Annotated in this window: 10 protein-coding genes; all 10 read left to right on the top strand. The window is 70.6% G+C overall.

Annotated features, from left to right (window positions below):
* The first annotated feature begins 3 nt into the window (after window positions 1–3).
* Window positions 4–1659 carry a glucose-6-phosphate isomerase gene (gene pgi / locus PLC66_RS05890; protein WP_324538336.1) on the top strand — a complete coding sequence of 552 codons (1656 nt, stop codon included), beginning with the start codon at window positions 4–6 and terminating at the stop codon, window positions 1657–1659.
* 22 nt (window positions 1660–1681) lie between these two features.
* Window positions 1682–3109: a pyruvate kinase gene (gene pyk, locus PLC66_RS05885; RefSeq protein WP_324538334.1), complete on the top strand. Its 1428-nt coding sequence runs from the start codon at window positions 1682–1684 to the stop codon at window positions 3107–3109.
* Between the two features lie 50 nt (window positions 3110–3159).
* Entirely contained in the window at window positions 3160–4803 is a 1644-nt protein-coding gene (locus tag PLC66_RS05880; RefSeq protein ID WP_324538332.1) for an NADP-dependent glyceraldehyde-3-phosphate dehydrogenase, read from the top strand.
* Between the two features lie 164 nt (window positions 4804–4967).
* Window positions 4968–6251, top strand: coding sequence for a phosphopyruvate hydratase (gene eno, locus PLC66_RS05875; protein ID WP_324538330.1), 1284 nt, complete (start codon window positions 4968–4970; stop codon window positions 6249–6251).
* A gap of 126 nt (window positions 6252–6377) precedes the next feature.
* Entirely contained in the window at window positions 6378–7703 is a 1326-nt protein-coding gene (locus PLC66_RS05870; RefSeq protein ID WP_324538328.1) for an NAD(P)/FAD-dependent oxidoreductase, read from the top strand.
* A gap of 56 nt (window positions 7704–7759) precedes the next feature.
* Window positions 7760–10015: a 1,4-alpha-glucan branching protein GlgB gene (gene glgB / locus PLC66_RS05865; protein ID WP_324538326.1), complete on the top strand. Its 2256-nt coding sequence runs from the start codon at window positions 7760–7762 to the stop codon at window positions 10013–10015.
* Window positions 10016–10057: 42 nt separating this feature from the next.
* On the top strand, window positions 10058–12415 hold the full coding sequence (glgX, locus tag PLC66_RS05860; RefSeq protein ID WP_324538324.1) for a glycogen debranching protein GlgX: 2358 nt from the start codon (window positions 10058–10060) through the stop codon (window positions 12413–12415).
* A gap of 7 nt (window positions 12416–12422) precedes the next feature.
* Window positions 12423–14060 (top strand): alpha-D-glucose phosphate-specific phosphoglucomutase, encoded by a 1638-nt coding sequence (locus tag PLC66_RS05855; RefSeq protein WP_324538322.1) that lies wholly within the window; start codon window positions 12423–12425, stop codon window positions 14058–14060.
* A gap of 65 nt (window positions 14061–14125) precedes the next feature.
* A complete protein-coding gene (gene glgC, locus PLC66_RS05850) occupies window positions 14126–15394 on the top strand; it encodes a glucose-1-phosphate adenylyltransferase (RefSeq protein ID WP_324538320.1) in 1269 nt (422 codons plus the stop codon).
* A gap of 14 nt (window positions 15395–15408) precedes the next feature.
* Window positions 15409–16869, top strand: coding sequence for a glycogen synthase GlgA (gene glgA / locus PLC66_RS05845; RefSeq protein ID WP_324538318.1), 1461 nt, complete (start codon window positions 15409–15411; stop codon window positions 16867–16869).
* Window positions 16870–16894: the final 25 nt, after the last annotated feature.

Below are 16894 nucleotides of genomic sequence, written 5' to 3'. Positions count from 1 at the left end.
ACCATGAGCAAGGCCCTCCCCAGCTGGCAAGCCCTCGCCGCCCACCGCGACGAGATCGCCGGGCAGCACCTCAAGGACCTCTTCGCCGCCGACCCCGGCCGCAGCCGCCGCATGCAGGCCGAAGCCTGCGGCCTCTTCCTCGACTATGCGAAGAACCGCGTCGACGACACCACCCTCGGCCTGCTGTTCCAGCTCGCCCGCGAAGCCGGCGTCGTCGAGCGTCGCGCGGCGATGTTCGCGGGTGAGCGCATCAATGTCACCGAAGGCCGCGCCGTGCTGCACACCGCACTGCGCAAGCCTGCCGGCGGTGTGGTCACGGTCGACGGGGACAACGTCGTCGACGCCGTGGTGGCGGTGCGCGAACGCATCCGCCGCTTCAGCGACAGCGTGCGCGACGGCCAGTGGGTGGGGCACGACGGCCGCCCGATCACCGACATCGTCAACATCGGCATCGGCGGCTCCGACCTCGGCCCGCTGATGGCCTGCGAGGCCCTGCGCGACTTCGCCCACCCGGCGCTGCGCCTGCACTTCGTCTCCAACGTCGATGGCGTACAGATCGATGCGCTGCTGCGCACGCTCGATCCGGCCACCACCTTGTTCATCATCGCCTCCAAGACCTTCACCACCCAGGAGACGCTGACCAACGCCCACACCGCACGCAGCTGGCTGTTGGCACACGCCGGCCGCGAGGAAGCGATCGCGCGCCACTTCGTCGCGGTGTCCACCAATGCCGAGGCGGTGTCGCGCTTCGGCATCGACACCGCCAACATGTTCGGCTTCTGGGACTGGGTGGGGGGTCGCTACTCGATGTGGAGCGCGATCGGCCTGCCGATCGTGCTGCAGATCGGCGCCGAGCATTTCGACGCCCTGCTCGCCGGCGCCCACGCGATGGACGAGCATTTCCGCAGCGCGCCGCTCGAGCGCAACCTGCCGGTGATCCTCGCCCTGCTCGGCATCTGGAACATCGACTTCCTCGATGCGCCCACCCAGGTGATCGCCCCCTACCACCAGGGCCTGAACCGCCTGCCCGCCTACCTGCAGCAGCTCGACATGGAGTCGAACGGCAAGTCGGTGCGGCTCGACGGCAGCCCGGTCGACTGCCAGACCAGCCCGGTGATCTGGGGCGAGCCCGGCATCAATGGCCAGCACGCCTACTTCCAGATGCTGCACCAGGGCACGCGCTTCGCGCCGGTGGACTTCATCGGCGTGCTCGAGCATCCGGCACGCCTGCACCAGCACCACCGCATCGCCTTCGCCAACATGGTGGCGCAGGCCGAGGCGCTGATGCGGGGCAAGACCGCCGCCGAGGTCGAGGCCGAGATGCGCGCCGCGGGCCTGCCCGAAGAGCGCATCGCGAGCCTGATCCCGCACCGCGTGTTCGCCGGCAACCGCCCGAGCAACACCCTGCTGCTCGAGCGCCTCGACCCCTTCACGCTGGGCGCGCTGATCGCGCTCTACGAGCATCGCACCTTCGTGCAGGGCGTGGTGTGGGGCGTGAATTCCTTCGATCAATGGGGGGTGGAACTCGGCAAGCAGCTCGCCGCCCGCGTGCTCGAGGATCTCGCCGCCGAGCACGATGCGAGCCCTCATGACAGCAGCACCGCGGCGCTGATCGCGCACTACCGCCACCACGCCCGCAGCGTCGGCGACCGGGCCTGAGCGCCCTTCCCCAGGAGACATCGTGAGCACTTCGCGCAATACCAAGATCCTCGCCACCCTCGGCCCGGCGAGCTCGGACCTGGACACCATCCGCGCCCTGCATGCAGCCGGCGCCGACGTGTTCCGCCTGAACTTCAGCCACGGCACGCATGAGGACCACGCCGCCCGCGCCGAGCTGATCCGCCGCGTGGCCGCCGAGAGCGGCCGCCCGATCGGCATCCTCGCCGACCTGCAGGGCCCCAAGCTGCGCATCGGCACCTTCGCCGACGGCGCCGTGAGCCTCAAGCGTGGCGAGCGCATCCGCTTCGACGCCGACCCCACGCCGGGCGACGCCCGCCGCGTGTGCCTGCCGCACCCGGAGATCATCGCCGCCTCGGCGGTGGGCGACCTGCTGCTGCTCGACGACGGCCGCATCCGCCTCGAGGTGTGCGCGGCGCAGCCCGGCGCGCTCGAGCTGGTGGCGCTCAACGACGGCGTGCTGTCGAACCGCAAGGGCGTGAATGTGCCGTCGGCCACCCTCGACCTGTCGCCGCTGACCGCGAAGGACCTCGCCGACCTCGACTTCGCCCTCGGCCTGGGCGTCGACTGGGTGGCGCTGTCCTTCGTCCAGCGGGCCTCCGACGTCGCCGAGGCGCAGGCGCGCATCGGCGGCCGCGCCGCGCTGATGGCCAAGATCGAGAAACCCTCGGCGATCACCGACATCGAGGCCATCCTCGCTGCCGCCGACGGCATCATGGTGGCGCGCGGCGACCTCGGTGTGGAAATGCCGGCCGAGGAAGTGCCCGGCCTGCAGAAGAAGCTGGTGCGCCTGGCGCGCGCCGCCGGCAAGCCGGTGGTGGTGGCCACCCAGATGCTGGAGTCGATGGTCGCCTCCCCCGCGCCCACCCGCGCCGAGGCCTCGGACGTCGCCACCGCGGTGTTCGACGGCGCCGACGCGGTGATGCTGTCGGCCGAGTCCGCCTCCGGCCAGTACCCGCTCGAGGCGGTGCAGATGATGTCGCGCATCATCTGCCGCACCGAGGCCGATCCGCTGCACCGCCAGTACATCGACACCGTCGCCGCCAACATGCAGGCGAGCGGCACCGACGCCATCGGCACCGCGATCCGCAGCATCACCGCGATGATGCCGGTGTGCGCCACCGTGGCCTTCACCGCCACCGGCGCCACCGCGCTGCGCATCGCGCACCAGCGCCCGCAGTCGCGCATCCTGTGCCTGACCCCGTCGGCGCGTGTCGCCGGCCGCCTGACGGTGGCCTGGGGCGTGCGCCCACGGGTCTCCACCGCCACCGGCACGGTCGAGGAAATGGTCGATGCCGCCGTCGCCGCCTGCCGCGGCGACGATCTGGTGCGCCCCGGCGAGGCTGTGATCGTCACCGCCGGCGTGCCCTTCGGCACCCCCGGTACGACCAACCTGCTGCGTCTGGCCTGGCCGAGCGCGCTGCCCGCCTGATACGGCCGCCCCCTCCACACCCTCGAACATCGAACAGGAACCCCGCCACCATGGACATGAAGCTCAACCCGATGCAGAAGAAGCTGCACGACCTCTTCCCCGCCGAAGCCGACATTCCCGAGGACTGCCGCGTGCTCGCGCCGCTGCACCAGCGCGCCATCCTGCTCAACGGCGAGATGCAGATCTGGAAGGGCGAGACGCGCGCGGTGTTCTCGCCGGTGCATGTGCGCGCAGCCGACGGCAGCCTGACGCCGGTCGAGCTTGGCAGCTTCCCGGTCACCGGCACCGCCGAGGCCGACGCCGCGATCACCGCCGCCACCCAGGCCTACGACAACGGCCGCGGGCGCTGGCCGACGATGTCGGTCGCGGAGCGCATCGCCTGCGTCGAGAACTTCACCAACCAGATCGTCGCCCGCCGGCGCGAGATCGTGAACCTGATCATGTGGGAGATCGGCAAGAGCCTGGCCGACTCGGAGAAGGAGTTCGACCGCACGATCGACTACATCAAGGCCACCATCGCCGAGTTGAAGAGCCTGGACAACGCCAACTCGCGCTTCCAGATCGTGGACGGCACGATCGCCCAGATCCGCCGCTCGCCGCTGGGCATCGTGCTGTGCATGGGGCCGTACAACTACCCGATGAACGAGACCTTCACCACGCTGATCCCGGCGCTGATCATGGGCAACGTGGTGCTGTTCAAGCCGCCGCGCTTCGGCGTGCTGCTCTACTACCCGATGCTCGAGGCCTTCCGCAGCGCCTTCCCGGCCGGCGTCATCAACATCGTCTACGGCCAGGGCAGCGTGGTGGTGCCGCACATCATGGCTTCGGGCAAGGTCAATGTGCTGGCCCTGATCGGATCGAGCAAAGTCGCCGACCAGCTGAAGAAGGCCCACCCGAAGACCAACCGCCTGCGCGCGGTGCTCGGCCTTGAGGCCAAGAACGCCGCGATCATCCTGCCCGACGCCGACATCGAGCTGACGGTCAGGGAATGCATCGCCGGCACGCTGTCCTTCAACGGCCAGCGCTGCACCGCGATCAAGATGATCCTGGTGCACCAGTCGATCGCCGACCAGTTCCTGCGCCGCTTCAACGAGGAGATCGCCAAGCTGAAGATCGGCATGCCGTGGGAAAAGGGCGTGATGCTGACCCCGCTGCCCGAAATGCAGAAGGTCGACTACATGAACGAGTGCATCGCCGACGCCCTCGCCCAGGGCGCCAAGGTGCTCAACGCCGAAGGCGGCAGCTCGGTGGAGACGCTGTTCTACCCGGCGGTGGTGTTCCCGGTGAAGGCCGGCATGAAGTTGTACCGCGAGGAGCAGTTCGGCCCCGTGATCCCGGTGGCCCCCTTCGAGGACATCGAGACCGCGCTCGACTACGTGATCACTTCCGACCACGGCCAGCAGGTCAGCGTGTTCGGCAGCAATCCGGACCAGATCGCGCAGCTCGTCGATCCGCTGGTGAACCAGGTCTGCCGCGTCAACATCAACTGCCAGTGCCAGAGGAGCCCCGACGTCTTCCCCTTCGCCGGACGCAAGGACTCGGCCGAGGGCACGCTGTCGGTGCATGACGCGCTGCGCTCGTTCTCGATCCGTACCATGGTCGCCGCCAAGCAGACCGAGGCGAGCAAGAAGCTGCTCGACAGCATCGTGCTCGGCAACAAGTCGAACTTCGTGAACACGCGTTTCATTCTCTGATCGCGCTTCATTCGCCGCCCCCGCTTCAACCCCTGATTCGCCGCTCATCCGCGTGCCGCAGCCTGCGGCACCCGGGCGAGGACTCCCCGCCTCTGCCTCGGGCCGCCCTGCGCGCACACGGACCCCAACCCCTCAGTCGACAACACGCTTTCCGGACCATCACCATGTACGAAATCGCTTCCATCGACGCGCTCGAGATCCTCGACTCCCGCGGCAACCCCACCCTGCAGGCCACGGTGCGCCTGGCCTCCGGTCACCTCGGCAGCGCCGCCGTGCCTTCGGGTGCCTCCACCGGCAGCCGCGAGGCCCTCGAGCTGCGCGACGGCGACCCCGCGCGCTTCGGCGGCAAGGGCGTGCTGAAGGCGCTCGGCCACATCGAAGGACCGATTGCCGCTGCGCTCAAGGGCCGCGACGCCACCGACCAGGCTCGCATCGACCGCCTGTTGTGCGAACTCGACGGCAGCGCCGACAAGTCCGCGCTGGGCGCCAACGCGCTGCTCGCGGTGTCGATGGCGAGCGCCCACGCCGGTGCCGCCGCGCGCGGCCTGCCGCTCTACCGTCACCTCGGCCACGCCGAGCGCGGCTTCGTGCTGCCGGTGCCGCTGATGAACGTGATGAATGGCGGCGCGCACGCCAACAACAGCCTGGACGTGCAGGAATGCATGATCGTGCCGCACGGTTTCGCGCGCTTCGGCGACGCGCTGCGCGCCGGCGTCGGCGTCTTCCATGCCCTGCGCAAGCTGCTCGACGGCCGTGGTCTGCCCACCTCGGTGGGCGACGAGGGCGGCTTTGCCCCCAACGTCGCCGGCACCCGCGAGGCGCTCGACCTGATCCTCGCCGCGATCGAACTCGCCGGCTATAAGGCGGGCAGCGAGATCTCGCTCGCGCTCGACTGCGCCGCTTCCGAGTTCCACCACGACGGCCGCTACCGCCTCGAGGGCGAGGGTGCCAGCTACAGCCGTGCCGAGTTCGTCGGCTATCTGGCCGAGCTGGTCAACGACTATCCGATCATCAGCATCGAGGATGGCATGGCCGAGGACGACTGGACCGGCTGGGGCTGCCTCACCGACCGCCTCGGCCGCCGCACCCAGCTCGTCGGCGACGACCTCTTCGTCACCAACACCACGATCCTGGCCGAAGGCATCGCCAAGGGCATCGCCAACGCCATCCTGATCAAGCCGAACCAGATCGGCACGCTCAGCGAGACCCTGGCGGCGATGGAGATGGCGCGCAAGGCGGGCTATGCGTCGATCGTGTCGCACCGCTCCGGCGAGACCGGCGACACCACGATCGCGGACCTCGCGGTAGCCACCGCCTGCGGCCAGATCAAGACCGGCTCGGCCAGCCGCTCGGACCGCGTCGAGAAGTACAACCGCCTGCTCGCGATCGAGCGCGAGCTCGGTGCCGACGCCCGCTTCGCCGGCTCGCAGGCCTTCGTCGCGCGCTGAGCGCGCACAACCGTTTCCTCCCTTGGTCCGGCCCCGCCTGGTCTCCCTTCCCAATCCCGGGGGCCGGACCTTCTTTTTGCACCCCCAGGCGGCGTACGCTGAACGCCGTTCAAGGATCCAGGCACCATGGCGCACCCGACTCCAGACCGACCCCATCGCATCGTCATCGTCGGCGGCGGTGCCGGCGGCCTCGAACTCGCCACCCGGCTCGGGCGCAGGCACGGCAGCAAGGGCGAGATCGAGGTTGTGCTCGTCGACCGCACCCGCACCCACATGTGGAAGCCGCTGCTGCATTCGGTCGCCGCCGGCAGCCTCAACATCCACGAGGAGCAGATCGACTTCCTCTACCAGGCGCGCTGGAACGGCTTCACCTACTGCCGCGGGCCGATGACCGGCCTCGACCGCGCAGCGCGCGAGATCGTCGTCGGCGAGGTGCGCGGCGACGACGGCGAACTGGTGCTGCCCGAGCGTCGGCTGGCCTACGACACGCTGGTGCTCGCCGTGGGCTCGCTGTCCAATGACTTCGGCACGCCGGGCGTCGCCGAGCACGCCTACAAGCTCGACGCGGCCTGGGAGGCCCACCTCTTCCACCGCAAGCTGGTCAACGCCTGCTTTGCCGCCGACCACAGTCTGCCCGGCGCCGACGGCCGGCTCGACATCGTCATCGTCGGCGCCGGTGCCACCGGGGTCGAGCTGGCGGCCGAGCTGCACAATACCACCCGCGTGCTGGCCGGCTACGGCCTGCGCAACATCGACCCCGAACGCCATATCCGCATCCGCCTGATCGAGGCCGGACCGCGCATCCTGCCCGGGCTGTCGGCGCCGCTGTCGGCCGCCGTCGCCCGCGTGCTGGGCGGCCTCGGCGTGAGCGTCGATACCGGGGTCAAGGTCACCGCGGTGACGCCCACCGCTGTCCATACCGGCGATGGCGCCGAGCTGCCCGCCAGTCTCGTCGTCTGGGCGGCCGGCATCCGCGCACCCGCGTTCCTGCGCGAGCTCGACGGACTCGAGAGCGACCGCATCGATCGCCTGGTGGTCGACGCCTGCCTGCGCACGACCCGCGACGAGGCCATCTTCGCGCTGGGCGATTGCGCCGCCGCGCCCTGGCACGATGCACAAAGCTGCCTGCCGCCGCGCGCGCAGGTTGCCCACCAGCAGGCGAGCCACCTCGCCCGCGTGCTGAGCGCCCGTGTGCGCGGCCTCGCGCCCACGCCCTTCCGCTACCGCGACCAAGGTTCGCTGGTCTCGCTCGGCCGCCACGACACGCTCGGCAACCTGATGGGCTTCATCCGCGGCAAGGGCATCCACATCGAGGGCATGGTGGCCAGCCTGATGTACTGGTCGCTGTACCGCAGTCACCTGCTTGCCCTGCACGGATTCTGGAAGACCGCACTCGACACCGTGAGCAGCTGGCTGCGCCGCCAGACCGATCCCCATGTAAAACTGCACTGATTCCATCCATCGCAAGCGCGACCGCGGCGTGCAGCGACTGCCCAAAAGAGGCCCTCATGACGACCAAGATGCAACGCACGGGCAGGCCCGGGGGCGCGGACGATGCCGCCGACGATCCCTCCCGTGTCGACCCGGCCACGCTCGACGCCCTGCTGTGCGCCCGCCACGGCGACCCCTTCGGCACGCTGGGCATGCACCGCGTGGGTAGCGCGCTGGTGCTGCGTGCACTGCTGCCGGGCGCCCTCGCGGTCGATGTGGTCGATGGCCGCGAGCGCTGGATCGCAAGCCTGGCCGCGCAGGACGGCAGCGCACTGTTCACCGCCGTGCTGCCGCGCCGGCGCAATCCCTTCGCCTACCGGCTGCGCGTGCAGTGGCGCGGCGCCGATGGTGCGCCGACGGCACCGGTGATCATGGACGACCCCTACCGCTTCGGTGCCCTGATCGAGGATCTCGACGTGTGGCTGCTCGCCGAGGGCAGCCACCACCGCCCCTACGAGTGGCTGGGCGCCCACCCGGGCGTGGTCGATGGCGTGGCCGGGACCCGCTTCGCGGTCTGGGCGCCGAACGCGCGCCGGGTGTCGGTCGTGGGCGGCTTCAACCACTGGGACGGCCGGCGCCACATGATGCGCCTGCGGCGCGAGTGCGGCGCGTGGGAGATCTTCGTGCCCGCGGTCGGTGATGGCGAGTTGTACAAGTACGAGATCCTCGGCGCCGACGGCAGCCTGCGGCTGAAGGCCGATCCCTTTGCCTTCCGCGCCGAGGTCCGGCCGCAGACCGCCTCGGTGGTGCAGCGCCTGCTGCCCGGCGTGCCGATCGACGAGGCACGGCGTCGTGCCAACGCGCTCGACGCCCCGGTCAGCATTTACGAGGTGCATCTGGGCTCCTGGCAGCGCAAGGCCGACGGCGGCTGGCTGAGCTATCGCGAACTGGCCGAGCGACTCGTGCCCTACGCGGTGGAGCAGGGCTTCACCCATCTCGAGTTGCTGCCCGTGCATGAGCATCCGTTCGACGGATCATGGGGCTATCAGCCCACCGGACTGTACGCGCCGACCTCGCGCTTCGGGACACCGGAGGATTACCGCGCCTTCACCACCGCAGCGCGCGCCGCCGGCCTGGGCGTGATCCTCGACTGGGTGCCCGCCCATTTCCCCAGCGACGCGCACGGTCTGGCGGAGTTCGACGGCACCCACCTGTACGAGCACGCCGACCCGCGCGAGGGCTTTCACCAGGACTGGAACACGCTGATCTACAACTACGGCCGCAGCGAGGTGCGCAACTACCTGGCGAGCAACGCGCTGTACTGGATCGAGCGCTACGGCGTCGACGGCCTGCGCGTGGATGCCGTGGCGTCGATGCTGTACCGCGACTACAGCCGCAAGGGCGGCGAATGGGTCCCGAACCGCTTCGGCGGCCGCGAGAACCTGGAGGCCATCGACTTCCTGCGCCGCATGAACCACCTCGTCGGCACGCAACGGCCCGAGGCGATCACGCTCGCCGAGGAATCGACCGCCTTCCCCGAGGTCAGCCGTCCGCCTGCGCCCGACCTGCGGTCGGGCGGGCTGGGCTTCCACTACAAGTGGAACATGGGCTGGATGAACGACGTCCTCGCCTACATGGCGCGTGATCCGGTGCATCGCAAGCACCACCACGACCAGATCCGCTTCTCGCTGGTGTATGCCTTCACCGAGAACTTCGTCCTGCCGCTGTCGCATGACGAGGTCGTGCATGGCAAGGGCGCGCTGCTTGCCAAGATGCCCGGCGACGACTGGCAGAAGTTCGCCAACCTGCGCCTGCTGTACGGCTTCATGTGGGGGCACCCGGGCAAGAAGCTGCTGTTCATGGGCTGTGAATTCGCGCCTTGGCAGGAGTGGAATGCCGACGCCGCGCTGCCCTGGCACCTCACCGCGCACGCTCCGCACGCCGGGATGCAGCGCCTGGTGCGCGACCTCAACCGCGTCCTGCGTGCCCACCCTGCCCTTTACGAGCAGGACGTGTCGGCGGACGGCTTCCGCTGGATCAGCCACGACGACGCCGAGCACTCGGTGCTCGCCTTCGAGCGCCGCGCGCGCGACGGCCGCAACGTGGTGGTGGTGTGCAACTTCACCCCGGTGGCGCGCGAGGACTGGCGCATCGGCGTGCCCGCGGCCGGCACCTGGCGCGAGCTGATCAACACCGACGACACGGCCTACTGGGGCTCGGGCGTTGTCAATGGTCCGCGCGCGAGCGAGTCCGTGCCGTGGCAGGGCCAGGACCAGTCGCTGACGCTGCGCCTGCCGCCGCTCGCCACGGTGATGCTGGTGCGCGAGGAGTGACGCGACAGCCGCAGGCCAACGCCCCCGCATGAGATCGCGACCATGTCCGCCCCAGCGAACCCGCCCTGCCCCCTCGCCGCCGAGCCCTGGCCAGCGGCCGGTCCAGCCGTGCCGGCGCCAGCGCTCGACGACGGTCGTCCGTGGCCGCTCGGCGCCAGCCCGGGACGGCAAGGCGAGGCCGAGGGGCTGAACTTCGCCGTCTGGGCGCCGGATGCCAGCGCGCTCGAACTGTGCCTGTTCGACGTGGACGGGCGCAAGGAACTGCACCGCCTGCCGCTACCCGTCTGCAGCGAGGGGGTGTGGCACGGCTTCCTGGCCGGCGGCGGGCCGGGCCTGGTGTATGGCCTGCGCGCGCACGGCCCGTGGGCACCGCAGCAGGGCCACTGGTTCAACCCCGCCAAGCTGCTGCTCGACCCTTGGGCGCAGGACGTGGTGGGACGCTACGGCCGCCAGGGCCCGGGTGCCGCGGACGACGCCACCCTCGCGGCCGAACTCGAGCTGTTCCGCGCCTGCCGCAGCGACGACCCGCAGGCCCCGGACATGCGTGACAACGCCGGCGTCGCGCCGAAGGCCCGCGTGCCCGCACCTGCCGCGCCCCGCCAGTGCCCACCGCGTCCGCAGATCCCGCGCGCCCGTACCCTGATCTACGAAGCCCACGTGCGCGCCCTCACCCGGCGCCACCCCGACGTCCCGGCCGCGCTGCGCGGCAGCTACGCGGCGCTCGCCCACCCGGTGATGCTCGCCCACTACCGCAGCCTGGGCATCACCACCCTGTCCTTGCTGCCGCTCCACTTCCGCGCCGACGAGGCCGTGCTGCAGCGCCGCGGGCTGGCCAACCACTGGGGCTATGCGCCGATCGCCTGGCTGGCGCCGGAGCCCCGCTACTGGAGCGGCCGCCCCGGTACCACGCCTGCCGGCGAGCTGATCGAGGCGATCGACGCCCTTCATGCCGCGGGACTGGAGGTGGTGGTGGACGTCGTCTTCAACCACACCGCCGAGCTCGATGCCGCCGGTCCGCTGCTGTCGCTGCGCGGGCTGGCCAATGCGCGCGCCTACCACCTGACGCCCGGCCACGCGGCCCACTACCAGAACTGGACCGGCTGCGGCAACAGCATCAACCTGGCCGAGGCGCGCATGGTCGAGCTGGTGCTCGGGGCCCTGCGGCACTGGGCCACGCACTACGGTGTGGACGGCTTCCGCTTCGATCTCGCCACCACGCTCGGCCGCGACCGCCACGGCAACTTCAACCACGACGCCGGCCTTTTCGCCGCGATCCAGGCGGACCCGCAACTGGCCGCCCTGAAGCTGATCGCCGAGCCCTGGGACATCGGCGCCGGCGGCTATCAGCTCGGCGCCTTTCCCGCGGGCTGGATGGAATGGAACGACCAGTTCCGGGACACGGTTCGCGCGTGGTGGCTGCGGGGCGCAGGCGACCGCGGCATGTGCGCCCATCGCTTCGCGGCGTCGGCCGCCCAGTTCAACCACGGTGGGCGCGCGCCGACCGCGAGCGTCAATTTCCTCACCGCGCACGACGGCTTCACGCTGCGCGACCTGGTGAGCTTCGACCACAAACACAACCAGGCCAACGGCGAACACAACCGCGATGGCCAGCACCACAACGCGTCGTGGAACTGCGGCGTCGAAGGCCCCACCGACGATGGCGCCATGCTCGCCCTGCGCGCCCGCCTGCAGCGCGCCCTGCTCGCCACGCTGCTGTGCGCACAGGGCACGCCGATGCTGCTCGCCGGCGACGAGATCGGCCACAGCCAGCAGGGCAACAACAACGCCTACTGCCAGGACAACGAAACTAGCTGGCTCGACTGGGCTGCGGCCGACCACGATCTGCTCGCCTGCCTTCAGCATCTGGTCGCGCTACGCACCACGCTGCCGGCGTTGCGGCAGGAGGCCTGGCTGCACGGCCCGTCCGCCGCTGGCAACGGACGCGACTTCACCGTGCGCTGGCTGGCCCCCAACGGTGACGAGCTCTGCGCCGAAGGGTGGGCCGAAGGCCGTGATCGGGCGCTCGCCATTCATCTGCGCGCGCCGGCCCGCGCGGTCGCGGCCGGCGCGCACGGCACGGGGCTGGGCCGGACGTCGCCACCCGGCGAAGGGGCCGACGTGCTGCTGCTGCTGAACCCCGAGCCCTCGCCCTGCCGCTTCGCCCTGCCCGCCCATGCGTGGTGCTGCGTCTTCGACAACGGGTGCGCCGACGGGCGTCCGACGGCTGCTGCAGGCAACGCGCACGGCGCCCCGGATGATGCGCCGAGGGCGATCTGCGAGGTGCCCGGCCACAGCCTGCTGATCTTCGTCGCCAGCCCGCAAGGCGCGGATGAGCGCTCCCCGCCGGCCCCACCGGCATACTTATCTGGCAACGCCCCACCCTTCACACAGCACAGGTGAACCTGTCATGAGCATCCAGACCGTCCCCACCCGCCCCTTTCCCGGCCAGCGCCCCGGCACCTCGGGCCTACGCAAGAAGGTCACCGTCTTTCAGCAGCCCCATTACCTCGAGAACTTCGTCCAGGCGGTGTTCGACACCCTGCCCGGCCACCAGGGCCAGACCCTGGTGCTGGGCGGCGACGGCCGCTTCCACAATCGCGTGGCGGTGCGCACCATCCTGCGCATGGCGGCGGCCAACGGTTTCGGCAAGGTGCTGGTGGGCCGCGGCGGCCTGCTGTCGACGCCAGCGGTGAGCGCGGTGATCCGCTGTCGCGCCGCCTTCGGCGGACTGATCCTGTCGGCCAGCCACAACCCGGGCGGGCCGGACGGCGACTTCGGCATCAAGTACAACATGGCCAACGGTGGCCCCGCCCCCGAGAAGCTCACCGAGGCGATCTACGTGCGTAGCCTGGAGATCGCCGAGTACCGCGTCGAAGCCGACGGCGAGGACATCGACGTCGACACCCTGGGCACGCGCACGCTCGGCGCCATGACCGTCGAGGTGATCGACCCGGTGGCCGACTACGCCGAGCTGATGCAGCAGCTCTTCGACTTCGACGCGATGCGCGCCTGGTTCGCCGCCGGGCACCGCATGCACTTCGACGCCATGAGCGCGGTCAGTGGCCCTTACGCGCGCACCATCCTCGAGGGCATGCTCGGCGCGCCCGCCGGCACCGTGATCAACGGCGAGCCGCTGGAGGATTTCGGCGGCCACCACCCCGACCCCAACCCGGCGCACGCCGCCGAGCTGATGGCGGCGATGTCCGGCCCCGGCGCGCCCGACTTCGGCGCCGCCTCGGACGGCGACGCCGACCGCAACATGATCCTCGGCCGCGACTTCGTGGTCACCCCATCCGACAGCCTGGCGCTGCTCGCCGAGCACGCCAGGAGGGTGCCCGGCTATCGCGCCGGGCTGGCCGGCATCGCGCGCTCGATGCCGACCTCGCGCGCCGCCGACAAGGTCGCCGCCGCGCTCGGCATCCCCTGCCACGAGACGCCCACCGGCTGGAAGTTCTTCGGCAACCTGCTCGATGCCGGCCAGGCCACGCTGTGCGGCGAGGAGAGCTACGGCACCGGCTCCAACCACGTGCGTGAGAAGGACGGTCTGTGGGCAGTGCTGTTCTGGCTCAACCTGCTCGCCGCAACAGGCCAGTCGGTCGAAGCCCTGGTGCGCGCGCACTGGGCGCGCTTCGGCCGCCACTACTATTCGCGCCACGACTGGGAGGGCATCGCCACCGCCCGCGCCGACGCGCTGATGGCCGAGCTGCGCGCGAGCCTGCCGAGCCTTGCCGGGCGCGACTGCGGCGACGGCCTGCGCATCGCCAGCGCCGACGACTTCGCCTACACCGACCCGGTCGACGGTTCGGTCAGCACCGGCCAGGGCGTGCGCCTGCTGTTCATCGACGGCAGCCGCATCGTCTTCCGCCTGTCGGGCACCGGCACCGAGGGCGCCACGCTGCGCGTCTACCTCGAGCGCTACGAGGCCGAGCCCGCCCGCCACGACCAGCCGGTGCAGCAGGCGCTGGCCGGGCTGATCCGCATCGCCGACGAGATCGCCGCCATCCGCCGCCACAGCGGCATGGCGGCGGCCACCGTGGTGACCTGATCCCGACGCGCGCGGCCACGCCGCACGCCCGCATCCACCGCAATAACAACGACACGGAGACACCCATGGACATCGAGACCTTCACCCAGCGCCGCTCGCTCACCCGTCGCACCCTCGCGCTGGTGCTCGCCGGCGGGCGCGGTTCGCGCCTGCGCGACCTGACCAATGTGCGCGCCAAGCCGGCGGTGCACTTCGGCGGCAAGTTCCGCATCATCGACTTCGCCCTGTCGAACTGCATGAACTCGGGCATGCGCCGCATCGGCGTCATCACCCAGTACAAGTCGCACTCGCTGCTGCGCCACCTGCAGCGCGGCTGGAGCTTCCTGCGCAACGAGATGAACGAGTTCGTCGACCTGCTGCCGGCACAGCAGCGGGTCGACGAGGAGCACTGGTACCAGGGCACGGCCGACGCCGTGTTCCAGAACCTGGACATCATCCGCAACTCCACCCCGCCGGACTACATCGTGGTGCTGGCCGGCGACCACATCTACAAGATGGACTACTCGATCATGCTCGCCGACCACGTCGCCAGCGGCCGCGGCGTCACGGTGGGCTGCATCGAGGTGTCGCGCGAGGAGGCGAAGGCCTTCGGCGTGATGGCGATCGACGACGCGCGCCACATCACCGCCTTTGTCGAGAAGCCCGCCGACCCCCCCGCCATGCCCGGCAATCCGGAAATGGCGCTGGCGAGCATGGGCATCTACATCTTCTCCGCCGACTACCTGTACCGCCTGCTCGAGGACGACGCGGCGAACCCGGACTCGACCCACGACTTCGGCAAGGACCTGATCCCGCGCGCCGTGGCCGAGAACCAGGCGCTGGCCCACCCCTTCAACCTGTCGGCAATCGCCACCCCCCCCTTCTCCGGCCCCTACTGGCGCGACGTGGGCACCGTCGACGCCTACTGGGCAGCCAACCTCGACCTGGCCTCGACCACGCCCGCGCTCAACATGTACGACAAGGACTGGCCGATCTGGACCTACCAGGAGCAGCTGCCGCCGGCGAAGTTCGTGCACGACCAGGACGGCCGCCGCGGCGAAGCGATCAACACCCTGGTGTCGGGCGGCTGCATCGTGTCCGGCTCGGTGGTGCGCGAGTCGGTGCTGTTCTCCAACGTGCTGGTGCGCTCCTACAGCACCATCGAGCAGGCGGTGGTGCTGCCCGACGTGCAGATCAACCGCCACTGCCGACTGAAGAAGGTGGTGATCGACCGCCGCTGCACGATCCCCGAAGGCCTGGTGATCGGCGAGGATGCGACGCTCGACGCGCAGCGCTTCTTCCGCACAGAGAACGGCGTCGTGCTCGTTACCCGCGAAATGCTCGCCAGGCTCTGAGGAAGGAGGACACGATGCGCATCCTGCAGGTATGTGCGGAGATCTTTCCGCTGTTGAAGACCGGTGGCCTGGCGGACGTCGCCGGCGCGCTGCCGCCGGCACTGCGTGCCCTCGGTGGCGAGCCGCGCGTGCTGCTGCCCGGCTTTCCTGCGATCGTTGACGGACTCGAGGGCGCGCAGGAGCTCGCCCGCCTGCACGCCCCCGGCGCGATGGCGGCGCTCGATGCGCGCCTTCTGGTCGGCCGCCTGCCGGCCTGCGACGTCGATGCCTATGTGATCGATGCGCCCGACTGCTACCAGCGCAGCGGCGGTCCGTATGCCGACGCGCAACACCATGCCTACGCCGACAACCACCTGCGCTTCGGACTGCTGGGCTGGACCGCCGCCGCGCTCGGCCGCGGCCTGGACCCGCACTGGCGGCCACAGTGCCTGCATGCGCACGACTGGCATGCGGCGCTGGCTCCCGCCTATCTGCGGGCGGCCGCCGCGGCCGGCGAGCGCGGACTGCCGGGCAGCGTCTATACGGTGCACAACCTCGCCTACCAAGGCTTGTTCGACGCCGACCGCTTCGCCGAGCTCGGCCTGCCCGCGCACTTCTACGCCATGCACGGGCTCGAGTTCCACGGCCAGCTGAGCTTCATGAAGGCGGGCCTGTACTACGCCGACCGCATCACCACCGTGAGCCCGACCTATGCCCGCGAGATCCAGGGTCCGGAACAGGGCTGCGGCCTGGACGGCTTGCTGCGCGAACGGGTGCACGATCTGCACGGTATCCTCAACGGGGTCGACGACGCGGTCTGGAACCCGGCGACCGACGCCCTGCTCGCCGCCCGCTTCGACGCCGCGCGGCTCGCCGGCAAGGCGCGCTGCCGCCGGGCGCTGCGTGAGGAGCTCGGTCTGGCGGGCGAGGCCGACGGCCCGCTGTTCTGCGTGGTGAGCCGGCTCACCGAGCAGAAAGGGCTGCACCTGGTGCTGCAGAGCCTGCCGACGATCGTCGCCGGCGGCGGCCAGTTCGCCCTGCTCGGCAGCGGCGACGCCGCGCTCGAGGCCGCGTTCCGCGAGGCGGCTACGGCACGGCCGGAGGCGGTGGCGGTGCGCCTGGGCTATGACGAACATTTCGCTCACCGCCTGATCGCCGGCAGCGACGTCATCCTGGTGCCCTCGCGCTTCGAGCCCTGTGGGCTGACCCAGCTCTACGGCCTCAAGTACGGCACGCTGCCGCTGGTGCGCCGTGTCGGCGGCCTTGCCGACACGGTCGCCGATGCCCGCCTGGAGACCCTGGACACCGACGCCACCGGCTTCGTGTTCGACGAGTTCTCCGCCGCCGCACTGCAGCGCACGATCGAACGCGTGGGCGCCCTGTTCCGCCGCACCGCCGACTGGAAGACGGTGCAGCGGCGCGCGATGACGCAGGACTTCGGCTGGCGGCGCGCGGCCGAGGCCTACCTCGCGCTCTACCGCGGCCTGCCGCGCTGACCGCCGGCCCCGACCCGAACGCCAT

The sequence above is a fragment of the Thauera sp. genome (assembly GCF_035444905.1).
GTDB lineage: Bacteria > Pseudomonadota > Gammaproteobacteria > Burkholderiales > Rhodocyclaceae > Thauera.
The sequence above is the reverse complement of the archived record's forward strand: the minus strand, read 5'-3'. Positions and strand labels throughout refer to the sequence as shown.